A 16,380-nucleotide genomic window follows, 5' to 3' on the forward strand; every position below is an offset into this window, starting at 1 on the left:
ACGGAAAATTTTTTGATCTTGTTTCGGGAGTAACGGCGAGGTTTCGCCGCGTCACGGAGATCGACCGAAAGTGCTAGCTGGCGTCAGCCGAAGAGGCAGTGAGACATGCTACGAACAGGCGATGACAAATAGGGCGTAACCGGGACATGTGATGGCGGACACATCGTAAGGGTTATTTGCTGATTGATGGCCGTCATCTGCCTGCTCGGAAACATCAGTTCATTGCCGCAGGTCAGGTAACGGTTTGAAAACTTCACCCAACTGCTTGACATGAAGGGGCGGTTAGTAAGAACTTTTACCGCGACAGTAAACAGTCCTTCCTGAAAGGGTGTCCGATGGCTGAGCCGGAGATGGACGGCACCGCGTGGACCGCGGTCGTGTCCTCGTCGGTTCGCGACAAGGCCGCCCTGAACGGGAGCCCAGCGATCGCGAACAACGACCGGGAGGACGGCGTCCTGCTGCGCGTGCGGACCCTGCTGCCGGAGTTCACCGGCGCGCTGCAGCGAGTCGCCGAGCAGGTCCTCACCGACCCGGCCGCCGCCTCGCGAGCCACGATCGTGGAGCTCGCCGAGCGCAGCGGCACCTCGCCCGCGACGATCACCCGGTTCTGCCGGGCGGTCGGTTTCGACGGGTATGCGGACCTCCGCCTCGGGATCGCGGCGGAGACCGGCCGGGCGCGCTCGGCCGGCTGGCACATCGACATCGGCCGTGAGATCCAGCCGAACGATCCGCTGGAGCGGGTCCTCGGCCAGATCATGGCGGCCGACACGCGGGCCATGCACGACACCGCCTCGCTGCTGGACCTGGCAGAGGTGGAACGGGCAGCGGTGGCGATCGCCGCGGCGCCTCGCGTGAACATCTTCGGCGCCAGCGGAAGCGCGCTGGTCGGCGAGGAGATGCAGTTCAGTCTGCACCGCATCGGCATCCCGGTGTGGGCCTGGACCGACGTGCACAACGGTCTGGCCAGCGCCGCGTTGTCCCGGCCCGGCGACGTCGCGCTCGGCATCTCGCACAGTGGCGAGACCGGCGAGACGATCGAGCTGCTCGCGGAGGCGAACAGCCGGGGCGCCACCACCATCGCGCTCACCAGCTTCCCGCGCTCACCGCTGGCCGAGCTCGCCGACATCGTCCTGCTCACCGCCACCCAGGCGACGACCTTCCGGCCGGACGCGCTCAGCGCGCGGCATCCCCAGCTGGTCGTCCTCGATCTGCTCTACGTCGCCGTGGCGCAGCGGACCCATGAACGTTCACACGCCGCGTTCCAGCGCACCGCTCAGGCAGTGCACGGGCACAAGGCCGCGCAAGACAGCTGAACCCTTTTCACACAATGAAGTCCCCTCGGGAGGAAAAGTGAAGCGCAAGATTGCGGTTGCCGCGGCCCTCGCCGCGACGCTGCTCGGCGCCACCGCGTGTGGCGGTGGCTCCGGGTCCGACGAGGCCGCCACCTCGGCCACCGGCGCTGTCGACGGCAAGGGCAAGACCCTCAAGGTCTGGCTCATGGTCGACGCCGAGACCGCCTGGAAGGGTGTCGTCGAGGACGCCACCAAGCGATTCACCGAGGCCACCGGCGCCCAGGTGAACGTCGAGTACCAGCAGTGGGCGAACCACCTCACCAAGCTGGACGCGACGCTGGCCGGCACCGACGTACCGGACGTGGTGGAGCTCGGCAACACCGAGTTCTCCAAGTACGTCTTCAACGGCGGCTTCGCCGAGCTCAACAAGGGTGACTTCGAGAACTCGGACACCTGGCTGACCGGTCTCTCCGGCGCGTGCGAGCTGGACGGCAAGACCTACTGCGTGCCGTACTACGCCGGCGCCCGCGTGCTGATCTACCGCACCGACCTCTTCAAGAGCGCGGGGATCACCGAGGCTCCGGCCACCTACGCGGACTTCCTCTCCGCCGCGGAGAAGCTGCAGACCGCGAACGCCAAGGACAAGAAGTTCAGCGCGTTCTACATGCCGGGCCAGTACTGGTACGCCGCGATGTCCTGGGTGAAGTCGAAGGGTGGCGAGATCGCCACCAAGGACGGCGACAAGTGGGTCGGCCAGCTCTCCTCGCCGGCCTCGCAGCAGGGCCTGCAGGCCTGGGTCGACGTCACCAAGAAGTACTCGAAGGCCGACGTCACCAAGAACGAGAACGAGCAGGCCGGCATCTTCGCGCAGGGCTCGGGCGGCATGTTCTACGGCAACGGCTGGGAGCAGGGTTCGGCCGAGGAGGTCCGTAAGGACCCGAACGACCCGAACTCGCCGCTCGTCCCCACCAAGGTGAAGGGCAAGCTGGCCGCCGCGCCGATGCCGGAGATCCCCTCCTTCCTCGGTGGCTCGAACCTGGGCGTGACCCAGAAGAGCGAGAACAAGGAGCTCGCCGCTCAGTGGATCAAGGCGTTCACCGACAGCAAGTCGATGGAGGGCCTGATCGCGGCGAACGCGCTGCCGAACTCGACCGCGCTGCTGGACAAGGCCGCCGCGAACCCGACGATCAAGAACGCCGCGCTCGCCGCGAAGTCGAGCTGGTTCCCGCCGAACGCGGAGAAGTGGGCCGACGTGGAGAAGGCCAGCATCCTGCAGACCATGCTGACCGACATCCTGACCGGTAAGAAGACGGTCGCCGACGGCGCCAAGTGGGCCGACGAGCAGATCAACGCCACGCTCAACGAGGCCTGATTCGCTGTGCCGCCCGCTTCCGCGAGGAAGCGGGCGGCACGCCCAGGAGGGATCACTGATGTACGCCGTCGACACGCCGCCCGTGAAAACGGAGCCGGCGCCGCAGAAGCCGCCGAAGGTGAACCGCGTGCGCCGCCGCAGCCAGCGTGAGGCCCGGACAGCCTGGCTGCTCTCGCTGCCCACCCTGCTGATCCTGGTCGCGCTGCTGGCCTACCCGCTCTACCGCATGATCGTCCTGTCGTTCCAGAACATGCGGCTGCGGGAGCTGATCACCGGGCTGACCCCGCCGTGGGTCGGCTTCGACCAGTACACGAAGGCGCTGACCGACGGCGTGTTCTGGAGCGTCGTGCTGCGGACCGCCGCCTTCACGATCGTCTCGGTCACCATCTCGGTGCTGCTCGGCCTCGGCGTCGCGCTGCTGATGCGCCGGGTGCACAGCCGGGTCCGGCTGTTCATGATGATCGCGATGATGTTCGTCTGGGCGCTGCCGGCCCTGGTCGCCGCGCAGGCGTTCCGCTGGCTGACCGACTCCGACTTCGGCGTCCTGAACTACCTGATCGACAAGATCCCCGGAGTGGACTTCGCGAACCACAGCTGGTTCGTCAACCCGTGGGAGGGCTGGGGCGTCATCACCACGCTGGTGGTGTGGGCCGGCATCCCGTTCCTGGCGATCTCGCTGAGCGCCGGCCTCACCCAGGTGCCGAAGGAACTGCTCGAAGCGGCTACCGTGGACGGCGCCTCGGCCTGGCAGTCGCTGCGTAACATCACGCTGCCGATCCTGAAGCCGCTGCTGACCATCGTCACCACGCTGTCGGTGATCTGGAACTTCGGCCTCTTCACCCAGAACTGGGCGTTGCGTGACGGGCACCCCGAGCCGGTCTACCAGACGCTCGCGACGTTCTCGTACACGCAGGCCTTCGGGCAGTCCCGGTACAGCTACGGCTCGGCGATCTCGGTGATCACCGTGCTGCTGATGCTCGGCGTGATGGCGTTCTACATCCGCCAGATGTTCAAGATCGGAGAGGTGGACTGATGGCTCGGCACGACGAGGGCGTCATCACCGTCGGACGCAGCCGGACCGGCACGATCGCGGCGAACACCACGGGCATCATCTTCGGCCTGCTCATGCTCTTCCCGGTCTACTGGGTACTGAACACCGCGTTCAAGCCGGAGAACGAGGTCAAGAGCTTCACGCCGACGTTCCTGCCGATCAACCCGACGCTGGACAACTTCAAGTCCGCGCTCGGCGAGGAGCTCTTCCTCCCGTCGATGGTCAACGGCTTGATCATCACGGCCATGGCGGTCGCCGCGGCGCTCGTCGTCGGCTTCCTGGCGGCGCTCGCGATCGCCCGGTTCCAGTTCTACGGGCGGAAGTCGATCATCCTGGTGATCCTGGCCGTTCAGCTGGTGCCGTTCCTGGCGCTGCTCATCCCGCTCTTCCTGATGCTCCAGCGAGCGGAACTCACGAACACCCTGCCCGGCGTCGCGCTGGTCTATCTGGTGCTGCTCCTGCCGTACACGGTGTGGACCCTGCGTGGTTTCATCTCCGGCATCCCCCGCGAGCTGGACGAGGCTGCGATGATCGACGGCTGTACCCGGGCCCAGGTGTTCTGGCGGATCATCCTGCCGCTCACCGGTCCCGGTCTGGTGGCGACCTCCGTCTACGGGTTCATCCAGGCGTGGAACGAGTTCATCATCATCAACACGCTGAACAGCCCGGAGAAACAGAACCTGATGGCCTGGCTGCTCTACAACCAGACCGAACGCGGTACCGCCTGGGGCCCTCTCATGGCCGGTGCGATCATCACATCGATCCCCGTGGTGATCTTCTTCCTGCTCATCCAGCGCAACATCGCTACCGGGCTCACGGCCGGCGCGGTCAAGGGTTGATCTTCAGATCTTGGAAAGGACAAAGATGTCTGACATAACCGCCTCCGAACTGGACCGCCGTACCCTGCTGCGCCGCGCTGCCGCGGTCGGCCTGGCGGCCACCCCCGCGGTGGGCATGCTCTCCGCCTGTGTGGGCGGCGGCTCCGACGACACCGCGCCCGAGCAGGCGACGGGCGAGAAGTCGGCGGAGAACCCGCTCGGCATCGACCCGAAGACCGGCATCGAGGTCATCATCTTCGACGGCGGCCTCGGCACGAAGTACGCCACCGACGTGGACATCCCGCTGTACAACAAGAAGTGGCCGGACTCGAAGGTGACGTACTCCGCCACCCAGGAGGTCTCCACCGTCGTCCAGCCCCGGATCAACGCCGGCGACGCGCCGGACATGATCAACAACTCGGGCTCGAAGCTGATGGACTTCGGCGCTGTCGTCAACGCCGGCCAGGCGCAGGACCTCACCGACCTCTTCGCCGCGCCGTCCTGGGACGTGGCCGGCAAGACCGTCGCCGAGACGCTGGTGCCGGGCGCGATCGAGCAGGGCACCTACAACGGCAAGCCGTACGCCGTGAACTACGCGTACACCGTGTTCGGCCTCTGGTACAACAAGGCGCTGTTCACCAAGAACAACTGGACCGTGCCGGAGACCTGGGCCGACTTCACCGCCCTGCTCGACAAGATCAAGGCGGCGGGCATCACGCCGTACGGGTACGCCGGCGCGAACGCGTCGTACTACCAGGTCCGGGCGATCCTCACCAGCGCCGGCAAGATCGGTGGCGAGCAGGTCCTCAAGGACATCGACAACCTGAAGGCCGGCGCCTGGAGGAACGACGCCATCGTGAAGGCCGCCGCGGCCTGGGCCGAGGTCGGCAAGAAGTACCTCGACAAGAGCTTCCTCGGCCTCAAGCACACCGAGGTCCAGCTCCGGCAGAACCAGGACAAGCTGGCCTTCTACCCGTGTGGTTCCTGGCTGGAGAACGAGCAGGCCAAGGACACCCCTCCGGGCTTCGAGTACGCCGTCGCCCCGTACCCGAGCGTGACCGCGGCGGACACGCTGCCGGCGGCCGCCCTCAACGCCGCGGCCGGTGAGATCTACTTCGTCGCCGCCAAGGGCAAGAACCCGCGCGGCGGCATGGAGTACCTGCGGGGCATGCTCTCCAAGGAGGCGGCGCTGGGCTTCACCAAGCTCACCAAGTCGCTTACCGTGGTGGCGGGCGCGGCCGACGGCGTGACCATCTCGCCCGGTCTGACCAGCGCGAACGAGGCCGTCGGCAAGGCCGGCAAGGACATCTTCATGGGCTACCTGTTCGACACCTGGTACAAGAAGCTCGACGACGAGTCCCGCGCGGCCGCGAACGACCTGATGTTCAAGGACTACGACGCGCAGAAGTTCGCGGACCGGATGGAGGCGGCGTCCCAGGCCGTGGCTTCCGACTCGTCCGTCACGAAGTTCACCCGATCCTGAGCCCGTAGCGAAGAAGCAAGGTAGGCGCGCCATGCGGCACGGCAAGTATCCCTTCATCATCGGCTTCCTTGCCGTGCCCGTGGCGCTCTACGGCACCTTCGTCGTGGCGGCCTACATCCAGACGTTCCAGCTGGCCTTCACCAGCTGGTCCGGCCTGGGGCCGATCACGTACGTCGGGTTCGACAACTTCGAACGCCTCTTCGCCGACGAGCTGTTCTGGCGGTCCGTCTGGCACAACCTCTACCTGTTGATCCTGCTGCCGTTCATCACGATCGCGATCGCCCTGTTCTTCGCGTTCCTGCTGAACGTCGGCCGGGACCACAAGCGGGGTGTGTGGGGCTCGAAGGTCTACCGGGTGATCTTCTTCTTCCCGCAGCTGATGGCCCTCGCCATCGTCGCGGTGATCTTCGGCCGGGTGTTCGCCTCGGACAAGAGCGGCATGATCAACGGCCTCTTCCCGGAGTCCTGGAGTCCCTGGCTCTTCCTGGCCGACGAACGCTGGGCGCTCACCTGCATCCTGGCCGTCGCGGTCTGGCAGGCGGTCGGCTTCTATGTGGTGCTCTTCTCGGCCGGGATGGGCTCGATCGACCCGGAGATCTACGAGGCGGCCGCGATCGACGGCGCCAACCGGATCACCCTGTTCTTCAAGATCACGCTGCCGCTGCTCTGGAGCACGCTGCAGGTCGCCTGGGTCTACCTCGGCATCGCGGCGTTCGACTGCTTCGCCCTCATCAACATCATGTCGGTGGACCGGGGCGGCCCGGACGGCGCCACGTCGGTGCTGGCCATGATGATCTACCGGAACGCCTTCGAATACTCGCAGGCCGGTTACGCCTCCGCCCTCGGCGTGGCGCTCTTCTTCCTGACTCTGACATTCGCCGCGCTGACCCTGCGCGTCACGCGGCGGGAGGCCCACTGATGACCGCGGTTCTTTCGGAAAAGGCCGTTTCTGAGAAGCCCGTGGTGGCTCAGAAACACAGGGAATTCACCGCTCTCAACGGCCTCGCGCACATCGCCCTGATCGCCTGGGCGCTGGCCACCGCCGGTCCTCTCATCTGGGTGCTGCTGGCCTCGTTCAAGAGCAACACCGAGATCTTCCTCGGCGAGCCGTTCGCGCTCCCGAACTCGTTCTCGTTCGACACCTACGTGTCGGCCTGGAACGAGGCCCACATCGGGCAGTACTTCCTGAACAGCGTCTTCGTGGTCGCCATCAGCACGGCCGGGACCATGCTGTTCGGCTCGATGGCCGCGTACGTCCTGGCCCGGTACCAGTTCCGCGGCAACCGGTTCCTCTACTACCTGTTCGTGTCCGGCCTGGCGTTCCCCACGTTCATGGCGATCACCCCGCTCTTCTTCATCCTCAAGAACTTCGGGCTGATCAACACGTTCACCGGCCTGATCCTGGTGTACATCTCGTACTCCCTGCCGTTCACCGTCTTCTTCCTGGCGGCGTTCTTCAAGGCGCTGCCGCACGAGATCGACGAGGCGGCCACGGTCGACGGCGCGTCGCACACCCGCAAGTTCTTCCAGATCATGATGCCGATGGCGAAGTCCGGCCTGATCAGCATCACGATCTTCAACATCGTCGGCCAGTGGAACCAGTACCTGCTGCCGGTCGCGATCATGCAGGGCGCCGGCGCCGACTCGAAGTGGGTGCTCACCCAGGGCATCGCGAACATCAGCGTGCAGGCCGGTTACCACGCCGAGTGGTCCACGCTCTTCGCGGCGCTGACCCTGACCATCCTGCCGATGATCGTGGTCTATGCGATCTTCCAGCGGCAGATCCAGGCGGGCCTCACCGCGGGCGCCGTCAAGTAAGACTTGTCGTACCGCAGGCGCAGAATGGCGGCGTGCTGGTAGCGGTACTCCCTGACGGTCGGCTGCAGGATCTGCGAGCCGACGGCGGGCCGGCCGGACCACCTCACCAGGTGGCCGACCTGCCCGCGACCATTGCCGCCCGGGAGGCCGCGGACCAGCCACGCTGGGTCTGGGCATCGACCGCTGACGTCTATCCGGCACTGCTGCGCGCCGGGATCCGGGTGGCCCGCTGTCACGACCTGGAGCTCACCGAGGCGCTGCTGCTGGGTCATGCGGGGCGCTGGGGCGAGCCACGGGGGGTCGCCGCGGTGCTGGCTCGGTCGCGCGGCCTCCCGGCGCCACCCGATGCGCTGCGTCCCGATGCCGAGCCTCCGGGGTTCGCCCAGGCCGCGCTCTTCGAGACCACCGTGGCGCCGACCCTGGACATTCAAGATCTTCTGACGTCGTACGCGGACCAGCAGCGTCGCATCGCCGATACCGATCATCCAGGCCGTTTCCGGATGCTGGTCGCCGCGGAGTCAGCCGGCGCGCTGATCGCCGCTGAGATGGGGCACACCGGCCTCCCGTGGCGCGCCGACGTCCACGACCAGCTGCTCCGGGAGCTGCTCGGCCCGCCGCAGCCGGTCGGCCCGCCCCGGCGGCTCGCGGAGCTGACCGCCGAGATCAACGCGGCGTTCGGGATGCACGGGCTCCATCCGGACTCGCCGGCCGAGGTGGTGAAGGCGTTCGCCCGGGCCGGGATCCAGGTCCCCAACACGCGCCGCTGGGTGCTGCGCGGCGTGGACCACCCGGCCGTGGCGCCGCTGCTGGAGTTCAAGGAGCTCTACCGCATCTGGACGGCGCACGGCTGGGCCTGGTGCGACGCGTGGGTGCGCGACGGCCGCTTCCGCCCGGAATACGTCCCGGGCGGTGTCGTCTCCGGCCGCTGGGCGACCCGCGGCGGCGGCGCGCTGCAGGTGCCGAAGGTCGTCCGCCGGGCCGTGGTGGCCGATCCCGGCTGGCAGTTCGTGGTCGCCGACGCCGGTCAGCTGGAGCCCCGCGTCCTGGCCGCGGTCTCCGGTGACACCCGGCTGGCCCGGGCCGCCGCCGCCGGCGACCTCTATGCGGCCCTGGCCGCCGACTCGTTCGGCGGTGACCGGGCGAAAGCGAAGATCGCCCTGCTCGGGGCGATGTACGGGCAGACCGGCGGCGACGCCCTCCCGGCCCTGGCGGTGCTGCGGCGGCACTACCCGGTGGCGTTCGACTACGTGGAGGCGGCCGCCCGCACGGGTGAAACAGGCGGGCTGGTCCGATCCTGGCTCGGCCGGACGTGCCCGCCGGCGTTCGCTGCCGCGGACGGGGGACTGGATCCACCTGCCGAAGCCGCGGTGCCTCCGGGCCGAGCACGCGGGCGATTCACCCGGAATTTCGTGATCCAAGCGACCGCTGCCGAGTGGGCGTTGGTGCTGCTGGCGCTTCTACGTACAAGATTGGGGGAAATGTCCGCTGAACTGGTGCTCTTCGTGCATGACGAGGTGGTCATCCATTGCCCGGCCGGCGAGTCCGCGGACGTCGTCACCGCGGTCGAGGAGTGCGCGGCCCGCGCCGGACGGATGCTGTTCGGCGACAGTGAGGTGCGTTTCCCGCTGGACGTCTCAGTGGTTGGTGCCTACGCCGACGCGAAATGAGAAAGTCGGTATCGTTGTTGGTCCGGCCGAGAGGCGCTGCAGCGGGTCACCCGTCACGCTCGTCCGGTGATCAACCCGAAACAAGGGCGCCTCCGACTCATATCGGAGGTGTACCCATGGCTTCTTCTCTGACCACCCTGCGCGAGCTGCTCGCCGAGCGGATCCTGGTGCTCGACGGCGCGTGGGGCACCATGCTCCAGGGCGCCAAGCTGGCACCGGCCGACTACCGCAACGAGCTGATCCCGGCCGACCACCCGCAGGACGTCACCGGCGACCCCGACCTGCTGATCCTGACCCGGCCGGACGTCATCCTCGACGTGCACCGGCAGTACCTCGCGGCCGGCGCGGACATCACCACCACCAACACGTTCACCGCGACCAGCATCGCGCAGGCCGACTACGGCCTGGAGCACCTGGTCCGGGAGATGAACGTGCAGGGCGCCCGGCTGGCCCGGCAGGCAGCCGACGAGGCCGCCGCCCGGGACGGCCGCCCGCGGTTCGTCGCCGGTTCGGTCGGCCCGCTCAACGTGACGCTCTCGCTGTCGCCGAAGGTCGAGGACCCGGCGTACCGTGCGGTCACCTTCGACCAGGTCAAGGCGACCTACGCGGAACAGATCGCGGCCCTGGCGGAGGGCGGCGTCGACCTGCTCCTGGTCGAGACGATCTTCGACACGCTCAACGCCAAGGCGGCCATCGCGGCGGCCCGTGAGGTCGCCCCCGAGCTGCCGCTCTGGATCTCCGTGACGATCGTGGACCTCTCCGGCCGGACCCTCTCCGGTCAGACCGTCGAGGCCTTCTGGCGCTCGATCGAGCGCGCCCACCCGCTGGTCGTCGGCGTGAACTGCGCGCTCGGCGCGGCCGAGGCCCGCCCGCACGTGGCCGAGTTGGCCCGGCTCTCCGACGTCTTCGTCGCCTCGCACCCGAACGCCGGCCTGCCGAACGCCTTCGGTGGCTACGACGAGACCCCGGCGCAGACCAGCGCGCTGATCGCCGGATTCGCCGAGGACGGCCTGGTCAACATCGTCGGCGGCTGCTGCGGCACCACCCCGGCGCACATCGGTGCGATCGCCGAGGCCGTGGCCGGCTTCTCTCCCCGGGTGATCGACCCGCCGGCGCCGACCACCCGGTTCTCCGGCCTGGAGCCGTTCGCGATCGGCCCGGACACCGGCTTCGTCATGATCGGCGAGCGGACGAACGTCACCGGCTCGGCGAAGTTCCGCCGGCTCATCGAGGCCGACGACTACCAGGCCGCCGTCGACGTGGCGTTGGAGCAGGTCCGCGGCGGCGCCAACCTGCTCGACGTGAACATGGACGCCGACCTGCTGGACAGCGTGCGGGCGATGACCACGTTCCTCAACCTGATCGCGACCGAGCCCGAGGTGGCCCGGATTCCGATCATGATCGACAGCTCGAAGTGGGAGGTTCTCGAAGCCGGCCTCAAGTGCGTGCAGGGCAAGGGCGTGGTCAACTCGATCAGCCTGAAGGAGGGCCCTGCGCAGTTCTTGTCGCAGGCGCGCAAGATCCGTTCGTTCGGCGCCGGCGTGGTGGTGATGGCGTTCGACGAGCAGGGGCAGGCCGACACCACTGACCGTAAGGTCTCCATCTGCGGGCGCGCCTACGACCTGCTCGTCGAGGACGGCTTCGACCCGAACGACATCATCTTCGACCCGAACGTGCTCGCCGTCGCGACCGGCATCTCCGAGCACAACGGCTACGCGAAGGCGTTCATCGACGCCCTCCCGCTGATCAAGGAGCGCTGCCCGGGCGCCCGCACCAGCGGCGGCATCTCGAACCTGTCCTTCGCGTTCCGCGGCAACGACGTGGTCCGCGAGGCCATGCACTCGGCGTTCCTCTTCCACGCCGTGAAGGCCGGCCTGGACATGGGCATCGTCAACGCCGGTCAGCTCGCCGTCTACCAGGACATCCCGGCCGAGCTGCTGGAACTCGTCGAGGACGTCATCTTCGACCGCCGCCCGGACGCCACCGACCGCCTGGTCACCTTCGCCTCCACGGTCACCGGCAGCGGCGCCAAGCGCGAGATCGACCTCTCCTGGCGGGAGGCCCCGGTCGAGGAGCGGCTCTCGCACGCCCTGGTGCACGGCATCGTCGACTTCATCGAGGCGGACACCGAGGAGGCCCGGAAGAAGCTGCCCCGGCCGCTCGACGTCATCGAGGGCCCGCTCATGGACGGCATGGGCATCGTGGGCGACCTGTTCGGCTCCGGCAAGATGTTCCTGCCGCAGGTCGTCAAGAGCGCCCGGGTGATGAAGCGGTCGGTCGCCTACCTCCTGCCGTACATGGAGAAGGAGAAGGCCGAGGGCTCCCGCGGCCAGGGCAAGGTCGTGCTCGCCACGGTCAAGGGCGACGTCCACGACATCGGCAAGAACATCGTCGGTGTCGTGCTGGGCTGCAACAACTACGAGGTGATCGACCTCGGCGTGATGGTGCCGACCGCCAAGATCCTGGACACCGCGGTGGCCGAGGGCGCCGACGTGATCGGCCTGTCCGGTCTCATCACGCCGTCGCTGGACGAGATGGTCGCGGTCGGCGCCGAGATGCAGCGCCGCGGGATCAAGCTGCCGCTGCTGATCGGCGGCGCCACCACGTCGAAGCAGCACACGGCGGTGCGGATCGCCCCGGCGTACGACGGCCCGACCGTCCACGTCCTGGACGCCTCCCGGGTCGTCGGCGTCGTCTCCCACCTGCTCGACCCGGAACGCTCGCCCGTTCTGGACCGGGACAACCGCGCCGAGCAGGAGCGCCTCCGGGTGGCCCACGAGCAGCGTCACTCGCAGCCGCTGCTCACCCTCGCGCAGGCGCGGGCGAACAAGGAGTCGGTCGACTTCGGCGACCTGCCCACCCCGGCCTTCACCGGCGTGCGCGAGATCGCCCCGACGATCGCCGAACTCCGCCAGATGATCGACTGGCAGTTCCTGTTCCTCGCGTGGGAGCTGAAGGGCAAGTACCCGGCGATCCTCGACCAGCCGGTCGCCCGGGAACTGTTCGACGACGCGAACACGCTGCTCGACCAGATCATCGCGGACGGCTCGTTCCAGGCCCGCGGCCGCTACGGCTTCTGGCCCGCCCACTCGTCCGGCGACGACATCCTGCTGGACAACGGCTTCTCGTTCCCGATGCTGCGCCAGCAGACCGAGAAGCCGGCCGGCCGTGCGAACCGCTGCCTCGCCGACTACATCGCGCCCTCCGGTGACCACCTCGGCGGTTTCGCCGTCGCCATCCACGGCGCCGACGAACTCGCCCGCAAGTACGAGGCCGAGCACGACGACTACCGCGCCATCATGGTGAAGGCCCTCGCCGACCGCCTGGCCGAGGCGTTCGCCGAGTACCTGCACCTGAAGGCCCGCCGCGACTGGTTCGAGCCGGACGCCCAGCCGGTCCTGGCCGACCTGCACGCCGAGCGTTTCCGCGGCATCCGCCCGGCCCTCGGTTACCCGGCCTGCCCGGACCACAGCGAGAAGAAGGACCTCTTCAAGCTGCTCGGCACCGACGCGATCGGCGTGCACCTCACCGAGTCCTTCGCGATGACCCCGGCAGCGGCGGTGAGCGGCCTCATCTTCGCCCACCCGGAGTCCCGCTACTTCACCGTCGGCCGCCTCGCCAAGGACCAGATCGAGGACTACGCCACCCGCCGCGGCCTACCGGTCACCGAGGTCGAGCGCTGGCTGCGGCCCAACCTCGCCTACAACATCGACTGACCGGCGTCTGTGGAGAGCGGGCCCGCTGGACTTTCTCAGCGGGCCCGCTTCTTCAGCTCTGCGAGGGTCAGCGGCTGGCCCAGAAGTCCTCGTTCAGGCGATCGAGCACGCTCGGGATGAAGAGTCCCGCGATCGACAGCAGCGAGATGATGGTGAAGGCAGTACGCAGCACCACCACCTCGACCTTCCCGCCCACCTTGACGGCCATGCTGTTCGGGATGCCGATCATGCGCCACATGCGACGGTTGATCGGTATCGGCCAGAGAATCGGCACGCCGTTCTTAGTGATCATGTCGCCGAGCAGGTGCACGAAGCAGCCGATCGCCACGGCCAGGCCCAGCAGCGGATAGCCGCGGTCGCCGGGCAGGTTGGCAGCGGTGAACCAGGCGATGAACCCGGACGCGAGCGTCACGATGACCCACCCGGCGCGCTCGGCCCACTCGTCGAAGAGGCCACGCAGCGCCAGACCGGCCATGAAGAAGACGATGCCGACGACAGCCCATTTCCCGTACGCCGTCGCCAGCGCCGTGGTGCCCCAGCCGATCAACGCGCAGAACGGCAGCGTGTGGGTGAACGTCCGGTGCCCGTTGTCCCGCCGCGGGTCCCTGCTCAGCTTCGTCGCCGTATAGACGCCGAGCGAGAACTTCTCGACCACCTCGGCGACGAACAGCGAGGCGACCCCGAACGTCCGCGCGACCGTCGCACCACCCTGGTTCCGGGTGACCTTGCCGGACATGTCCAGGTCCGGCAGCAGCGCGCCACCGGCGCAGACCGCCGTTCCGACCGCGACCTCGAGCGGTGACTGGCTGACGCCGGCGAACTGAGCGAGCGCCCAGCTACCCGCCAGCCAGGCGGCCGCGCCCGAGAGCGCGTGCGACGGACCCATCATGTGTTTCGTCCCTCCCCGAACAAACTCGGCCACTGTGGCAGAGGAGGGCACGAAGATCAACGACCGTCGCAGGCATGTCGACGTGGGGTCGGCCACCCGACAGCAGAACCCGTCAGCACCTCCCGTGGGCGTAGCTGTACCGGAATTCGTAGCGCCCGTGGCGCGCGTGCCGGATCAATCCCATGACCAGGAACGCGATCGGGATGACCGGCCAGAAGAAGTGAGCGCCGGAGAGCATCCACAGTCCGGTGAGGACTCCCGCGAGGATCAGGATGAAGCTGCCGTGCCGTCTCAGGGAGCGGCGCGTCGCGGCCCGTGCGGTCGGTGTCCGGGCCAGGGCGGCGCGGCCACCGTCGGGGAGATCGGCGGTGAGCGGCGCTAGCTCGTCGCGATACTTAGCCGCGTACGCCGCGGCGAGCCGTTCCTCCCCCTCCCCGAGATCGAGACGCCCCTCGGCCATCGCGGCCCGGAGGATCTCGGCGACCTGTTCACGTTCGGTGTCGGAGGTGCGGAGCCGGGTGCCGGGTTGCATGAGTCTCCTCCTTGGCGGATCGGTGTCTGGCATCAAGCGTCCTCGCCGGCGGTGGCCGGCGCGTCCGTCGGCGGGAGCATCCCGAGGGAGTGCGTGACGCCCGGGGAACCGGCCGGGTCTACTCCCGGGGGAGTAGGCGGGCGCTGAAGGATGTGCCGCGGGAAGTACTCGGGGGTCAGCCCGCGCGCTGATGCCGCGGGCGGAGGCGGTGCCGTAGGTTCGGCTGCATGAGGCATCCGGGCGGTTCGTCAGGCCGGCGTGACCAGCCCGGACGACCGGACCGGCACGGCTGGCAAGGCTGGCACCATCGGCGAGGCCGGCGCGACTGGCCGGGACAGATCGACTGGACGTGGCAGCGGCCCGAGCCGCCACCACGACCGCCGTGGGCGCGGTCCCGCAGGCAGAGGCAGTGGCCGGCCGGCGCGGTGATCGGCGCGGTGCTGTTCCATGTGCTCGGCGTCCGCGACTACACGGTGCATCACGACCTCGACGCCCTGGTCTACGCGCTGTTGCTGGCCGGGCCGCTGGCGCTGCTCTGGCGGCGGCGGGCGCCGATCGCCGTGTTCGCGGTGGCGGCGTCCGGGTCGATCGCGTTCGCCTCCATCGCGTCACCGCACTGGAGTTATGCGGTGGCGCCGGTCATCGCGCTCTACTCGGTGTCCTGCGGGGGCCGGCATCGAGTGGCGGCGGTCGCGGGCGGTTCGGCGTACGCGGCCTATCTGCTCGTCACGCTCGTGCTGATGGAGCGGATCGGGCTGCCCGGCACCCCGCCCGGGCTCCGCGAGTCGTTGCTTCTCGGTGCGGCGGTGGCCGGGGCGGTGCTCGCCGGCGTGGTGGCGCGAAGTTACGGGGAGCAGGTCGCGGCGATCACCAAGGTTCGCGAGGAGCAGGACCGCGCCCGCGCCGAGCAGGAACGCCGGCAGGCCTCCGAGGAGCGGCTGCGGATCGCGCGCGAGCTGCACGACGTGCTCGGCCACCACCTGTCTCTGATCAATGTGCAGGCCGGTGTCGGGCTGCATCTCATGGACAGCCGGCCGGAGCAGGCACGGGAGGCGCTGTCGGCGATCAAGACGGCCAGCGCGGAGGCCCTGCGGGAGGTGCGGTCGGTGCTGGGCGTTCTGCGTACCGAGGGGGAGGCCGCCCCTCGCAAGCCGGCCCTCGGCCTGAACCGGCTCGAGGAGCTGACGGCGGACGCGGGGTTCCCGGTCCGGACCGTGGTCAAGGGAGAGCCCCGCGAGCTGCCGGCCGAGGTGGACCGAGCCGCCTACCGGATCGTCCAGGAGGCCCTGACCAACGTTCGCCGGCACGCGGGCCCGTCACCGGACGCCGTCGTGACGATCAACTACCTGCCGTCAGCCCTGCACTTCTCCATCCGCAACGACGGCCCGGCGACGGATCCGCCGACGAGCCCACTCACCGACCCGTCCACGAACCAGGGCGCAGATCCGGCCACTGACCAGTCCGCCACCCGAGAGCGATCCTCCCTCCGGGACCCACCCCGTGATGCTTCCCGCGACGGGCTTCGCGACGGGCCTCGGGGTGTGGACCCTGGTGTCGGCGGACCGGGGGAGGGGGGTAGCGGCATCGCAGGGATGCGAGCCCGGGCCGAGAGCCTGGGCGGGCGCTTCGCAGCGGGCATGCTCGCGGAGGGCGGTTTCCTGGTGTCCGTGGTGCTGCCGGTGGGGAGCCAGGAGTGAGTGCGGCGGCTCTTTTGCGAAGAGCGCGACGCCACGGTGGGTGCC

12 protein-coding genes are annotated in these 16,380 nt (G+C 68.6%); 10 read left to right on the top strand and 2 right to left on the bottom strand.

All coding sequences use genetic code 11. The annotated features are described in order from the left end of the window. Positions 1–335 precede the first annotated feature (335 nt). From EP757_RS19380 to metH, 9 genes are all read left to right on the top strand, one after another. Positions 336–1,313, top strand: coding sequence for a MurR/RpiR family transcriptional regulator (locus tag EP757_RS19380; RefSeq protein WP_127547998.1), 978 nt, complete (start codon positions 336–338; stop codon positions 1,311–1,313). A gap of 37 nt (positions 1,314–1,350) precedes the next feature. Further along, positions 1,351–2,664 carry an extracellular solute-binding protein gene (locus EP757_RS19385; protein ID WP_127548000.1) on the top strand — a complete coding sequence of 438 codons (1,314 nt, stop codon included), beginning with the start codon at positions 1,351–1,353 and terminating at the stop codon, positions 2,662–2,664. Positions 2,665–2,722: 58 nt separating this feature from the next. Beyond that, the gene (locus tag EP757_RS19390) at positions 2,723–3,697 is read left to right on the top strand and encodes a carbohydrate ABC transporter permease (protein WP_127548002.1); all 975 of its coding nucleotides are present in this window, start codon (positions 2,723–2,725) and stop codon (positions 3,695–3,697) included. Beyond that, entirely contained in the window at positions 3,697–4,554 is an 858-nt protein-coding gene (locus tag EP757_RS19395; RefSeq protein WP_127548004.1) for a carbohydrate ABC transporter permease, read from the top strand. The genes EP757_RS19390 and EP757_RS19395 overlap by 1 nt, the downstream gene beginning before the upstream one ends. Positions 4,555–4,579: 25 nt before the next feature. Further along, a complete protein-coding gene (gene ngcE, locus EP757_RS19400; RefSeq protein WP_127548006.1) occupies positions 4,580–6,016 on the top strand; it encodes an N-acetylglucosamine/diacetylchitobiose ABC transporter substrate-binding protein in 1,437 nt (478 codons plus the stop codon). A gap of 31 nt (positions 6,017–6,047) precedes the next feature. Continuing rightward, positions 6,048–6,935: a carbohydrate ABC transporter permease gene (locus EP757_RS19405; RefSeq protein WP_127548008.1), complete on the top strand. Its 888-nt coding sequence runs from the start codon at positions 6,048–6,050 to the stop codon at positions 6,933–6,935. Then, entirely contained in the window at positions 6,935–7,834 is a 900-nt protein-coding gene (locus tag EP757_RS19410; RefSeq protein WP_127548010.1) for a carbohydrate ABC transporter permease, read from the top strand. Before EP757_RS19405 ends, EP757_RS19410 begins: the two co-directional genes overlap by 1 nt. A gap of 32 nt (positions 7,835–7,866) precedes the next feature. Further along, complete coding sequence (locus EP757_RS19415) at positions 7,867–9,501, top strand: bifunctional 3'-5' exonuclease/DNA polymerase (protein ID WP_127548012.1); 1,635 nt, start codon at positions 7,867–7,869, stop codon at positions 9,499–9,501. 116 nt (positions 9,502–9,617) lie between these two features. Beyond that, the gene (gene metH / locus EP757_RS19420; RefSeq protein WP_127548014.1) at positions 9,618–13,217 is read left to right on the top strand and encodes a methionine synthase; all 3,600 of its coding nucleotides are present in this window, start codon (positions 9,618–9,620) and stop codon (positions 13,215–13,217) included. Positions 13,218–13,284: 67 nt separating this feature from the next. On the opposite strand, the gene EP757_RS19425 is transcribed toward metH, so the two are convergent. Next, the gene (locus EP757_RS19425; RefSeq protein ID WP_127548016.1) at positions 13,285–14,106 is read right to left on the bottom strand and encodes a metal-dependent hydrolase; all 822 of its coding nucleotides are present in this window, start codon (positions 14,104–14,106) and stop codon (positions 13,285–13,287) included. A gap of 112 nt (positions 14,107–14,218) precedes the next feature. Beyond that, complete coding sequence (locus tag EP757_RS19430; protein WP_127548017.1) at positions 14,219–14,638, bottom strand: DUF1707 domain-containing protein; 420 nt, start codon at positions 14,636–14,638, stop codon at positions 14,219–14,221. A gap of 227 nt (positions 14,639–14,865) precedes the next feature. On the opposite strand from EP757_RS19430, the gene EP757_RS19435 reads away from it, so the two are divergent. Beyond that, positions 14,866–16,335: a sensor histidine kinase gene (locus EP757_RS19435; RefSeq protein ID WP_127548019.1), complete on the top strand. Its 1,470-nt coding sequence runs from the start codon at positions 14,866–14,868 to the stop codon at positions 16,333–16,335. Positions 16,336–16,380 lie beyond the last annotated feature (45 nt).

The sequence above is a fragment of the Actinoplanes sp. OR16 genome (assembly GCF_004001265.1).
Lineage (GTDB): Bacteria > Actinomycetota > Actinomycetes > Mycobacteriales > Micromonosporaceae > Actinoplanes.

Excerpts from the sequence above, each read along its gene's own strand:
- EP757_RS19380 (WP_127547998.1), top strand. The coding sequence starts at position 336 with ATGGCTGAGCCGGAGATGGACGGCACCGCGTGGACCGCGGTCGTGTCC.
- EP757_RS19390 (WP_127548002.1), top strand. The coding sequence starts at position 2,723 with ATGTACGCCGTCGACACGCCGCCCGTGAAAACGGAGCCGGCGCCGCAG.
- EP757_RS19395 (WP_127548004.1), top strand. The coding sequence starts at position 3,697 with ATGGCTCGGCACGACGAGGGCGTCATCACCGTCGGACGCAGCCGGACC.
- ngcE (WP_127548006.1), top strand. The coding sequence starts at position 4,580 with ATGTCTGACATAACCGCCTCCGAACTGGACCGCCGTACCCTGCTGCGC.
- EP757_RS19405 (WP_127548008.1), top strand. The coding sequence starts at position 6,048 with ATGCGGCACGGCAAGTATCCCTTCATCATCGGCTTCCTTGCCGTGCCC.
- EP757_RS19410 (WP_127548010.1), top strand. The coding sequence starts at position 6,935 with ATGACCGCGGTTCTTTCGGAAAAGGCCGTTTCTGAGAAGCCCGTGGTG.
- metH (WP_127548014.1), top strand. The coding sequence starts at position 9,618 with ATGGCTTCTTCTCTGACCACCCTGCGCGAGCTGCTCGCCGAGCGGATC.
- EP757_RS19425 (WP_127548016.1), bottom strand. The coding sequence starts at position 14,106 with ATGATGGGTCCGTCGCACGCGCTCTCGGGCGCGGCCGCCTGGCTGGCG.
- EP757_RS19430 (WP_127548017.1), bottom strand. The coding sequence starts at position 14,638 with ATGCAACCCGGCACCCGGCTCCGCACCTCCGACACCGAACGTGAACAG.
- EP757_RS19435 (WP_127548019.1), top strand. The coding sequence starts at position 14,866 with ATGAGGCATCCGGGCGGTTCGTCAGGCCGGCGTGACCAGCCCGGACGA.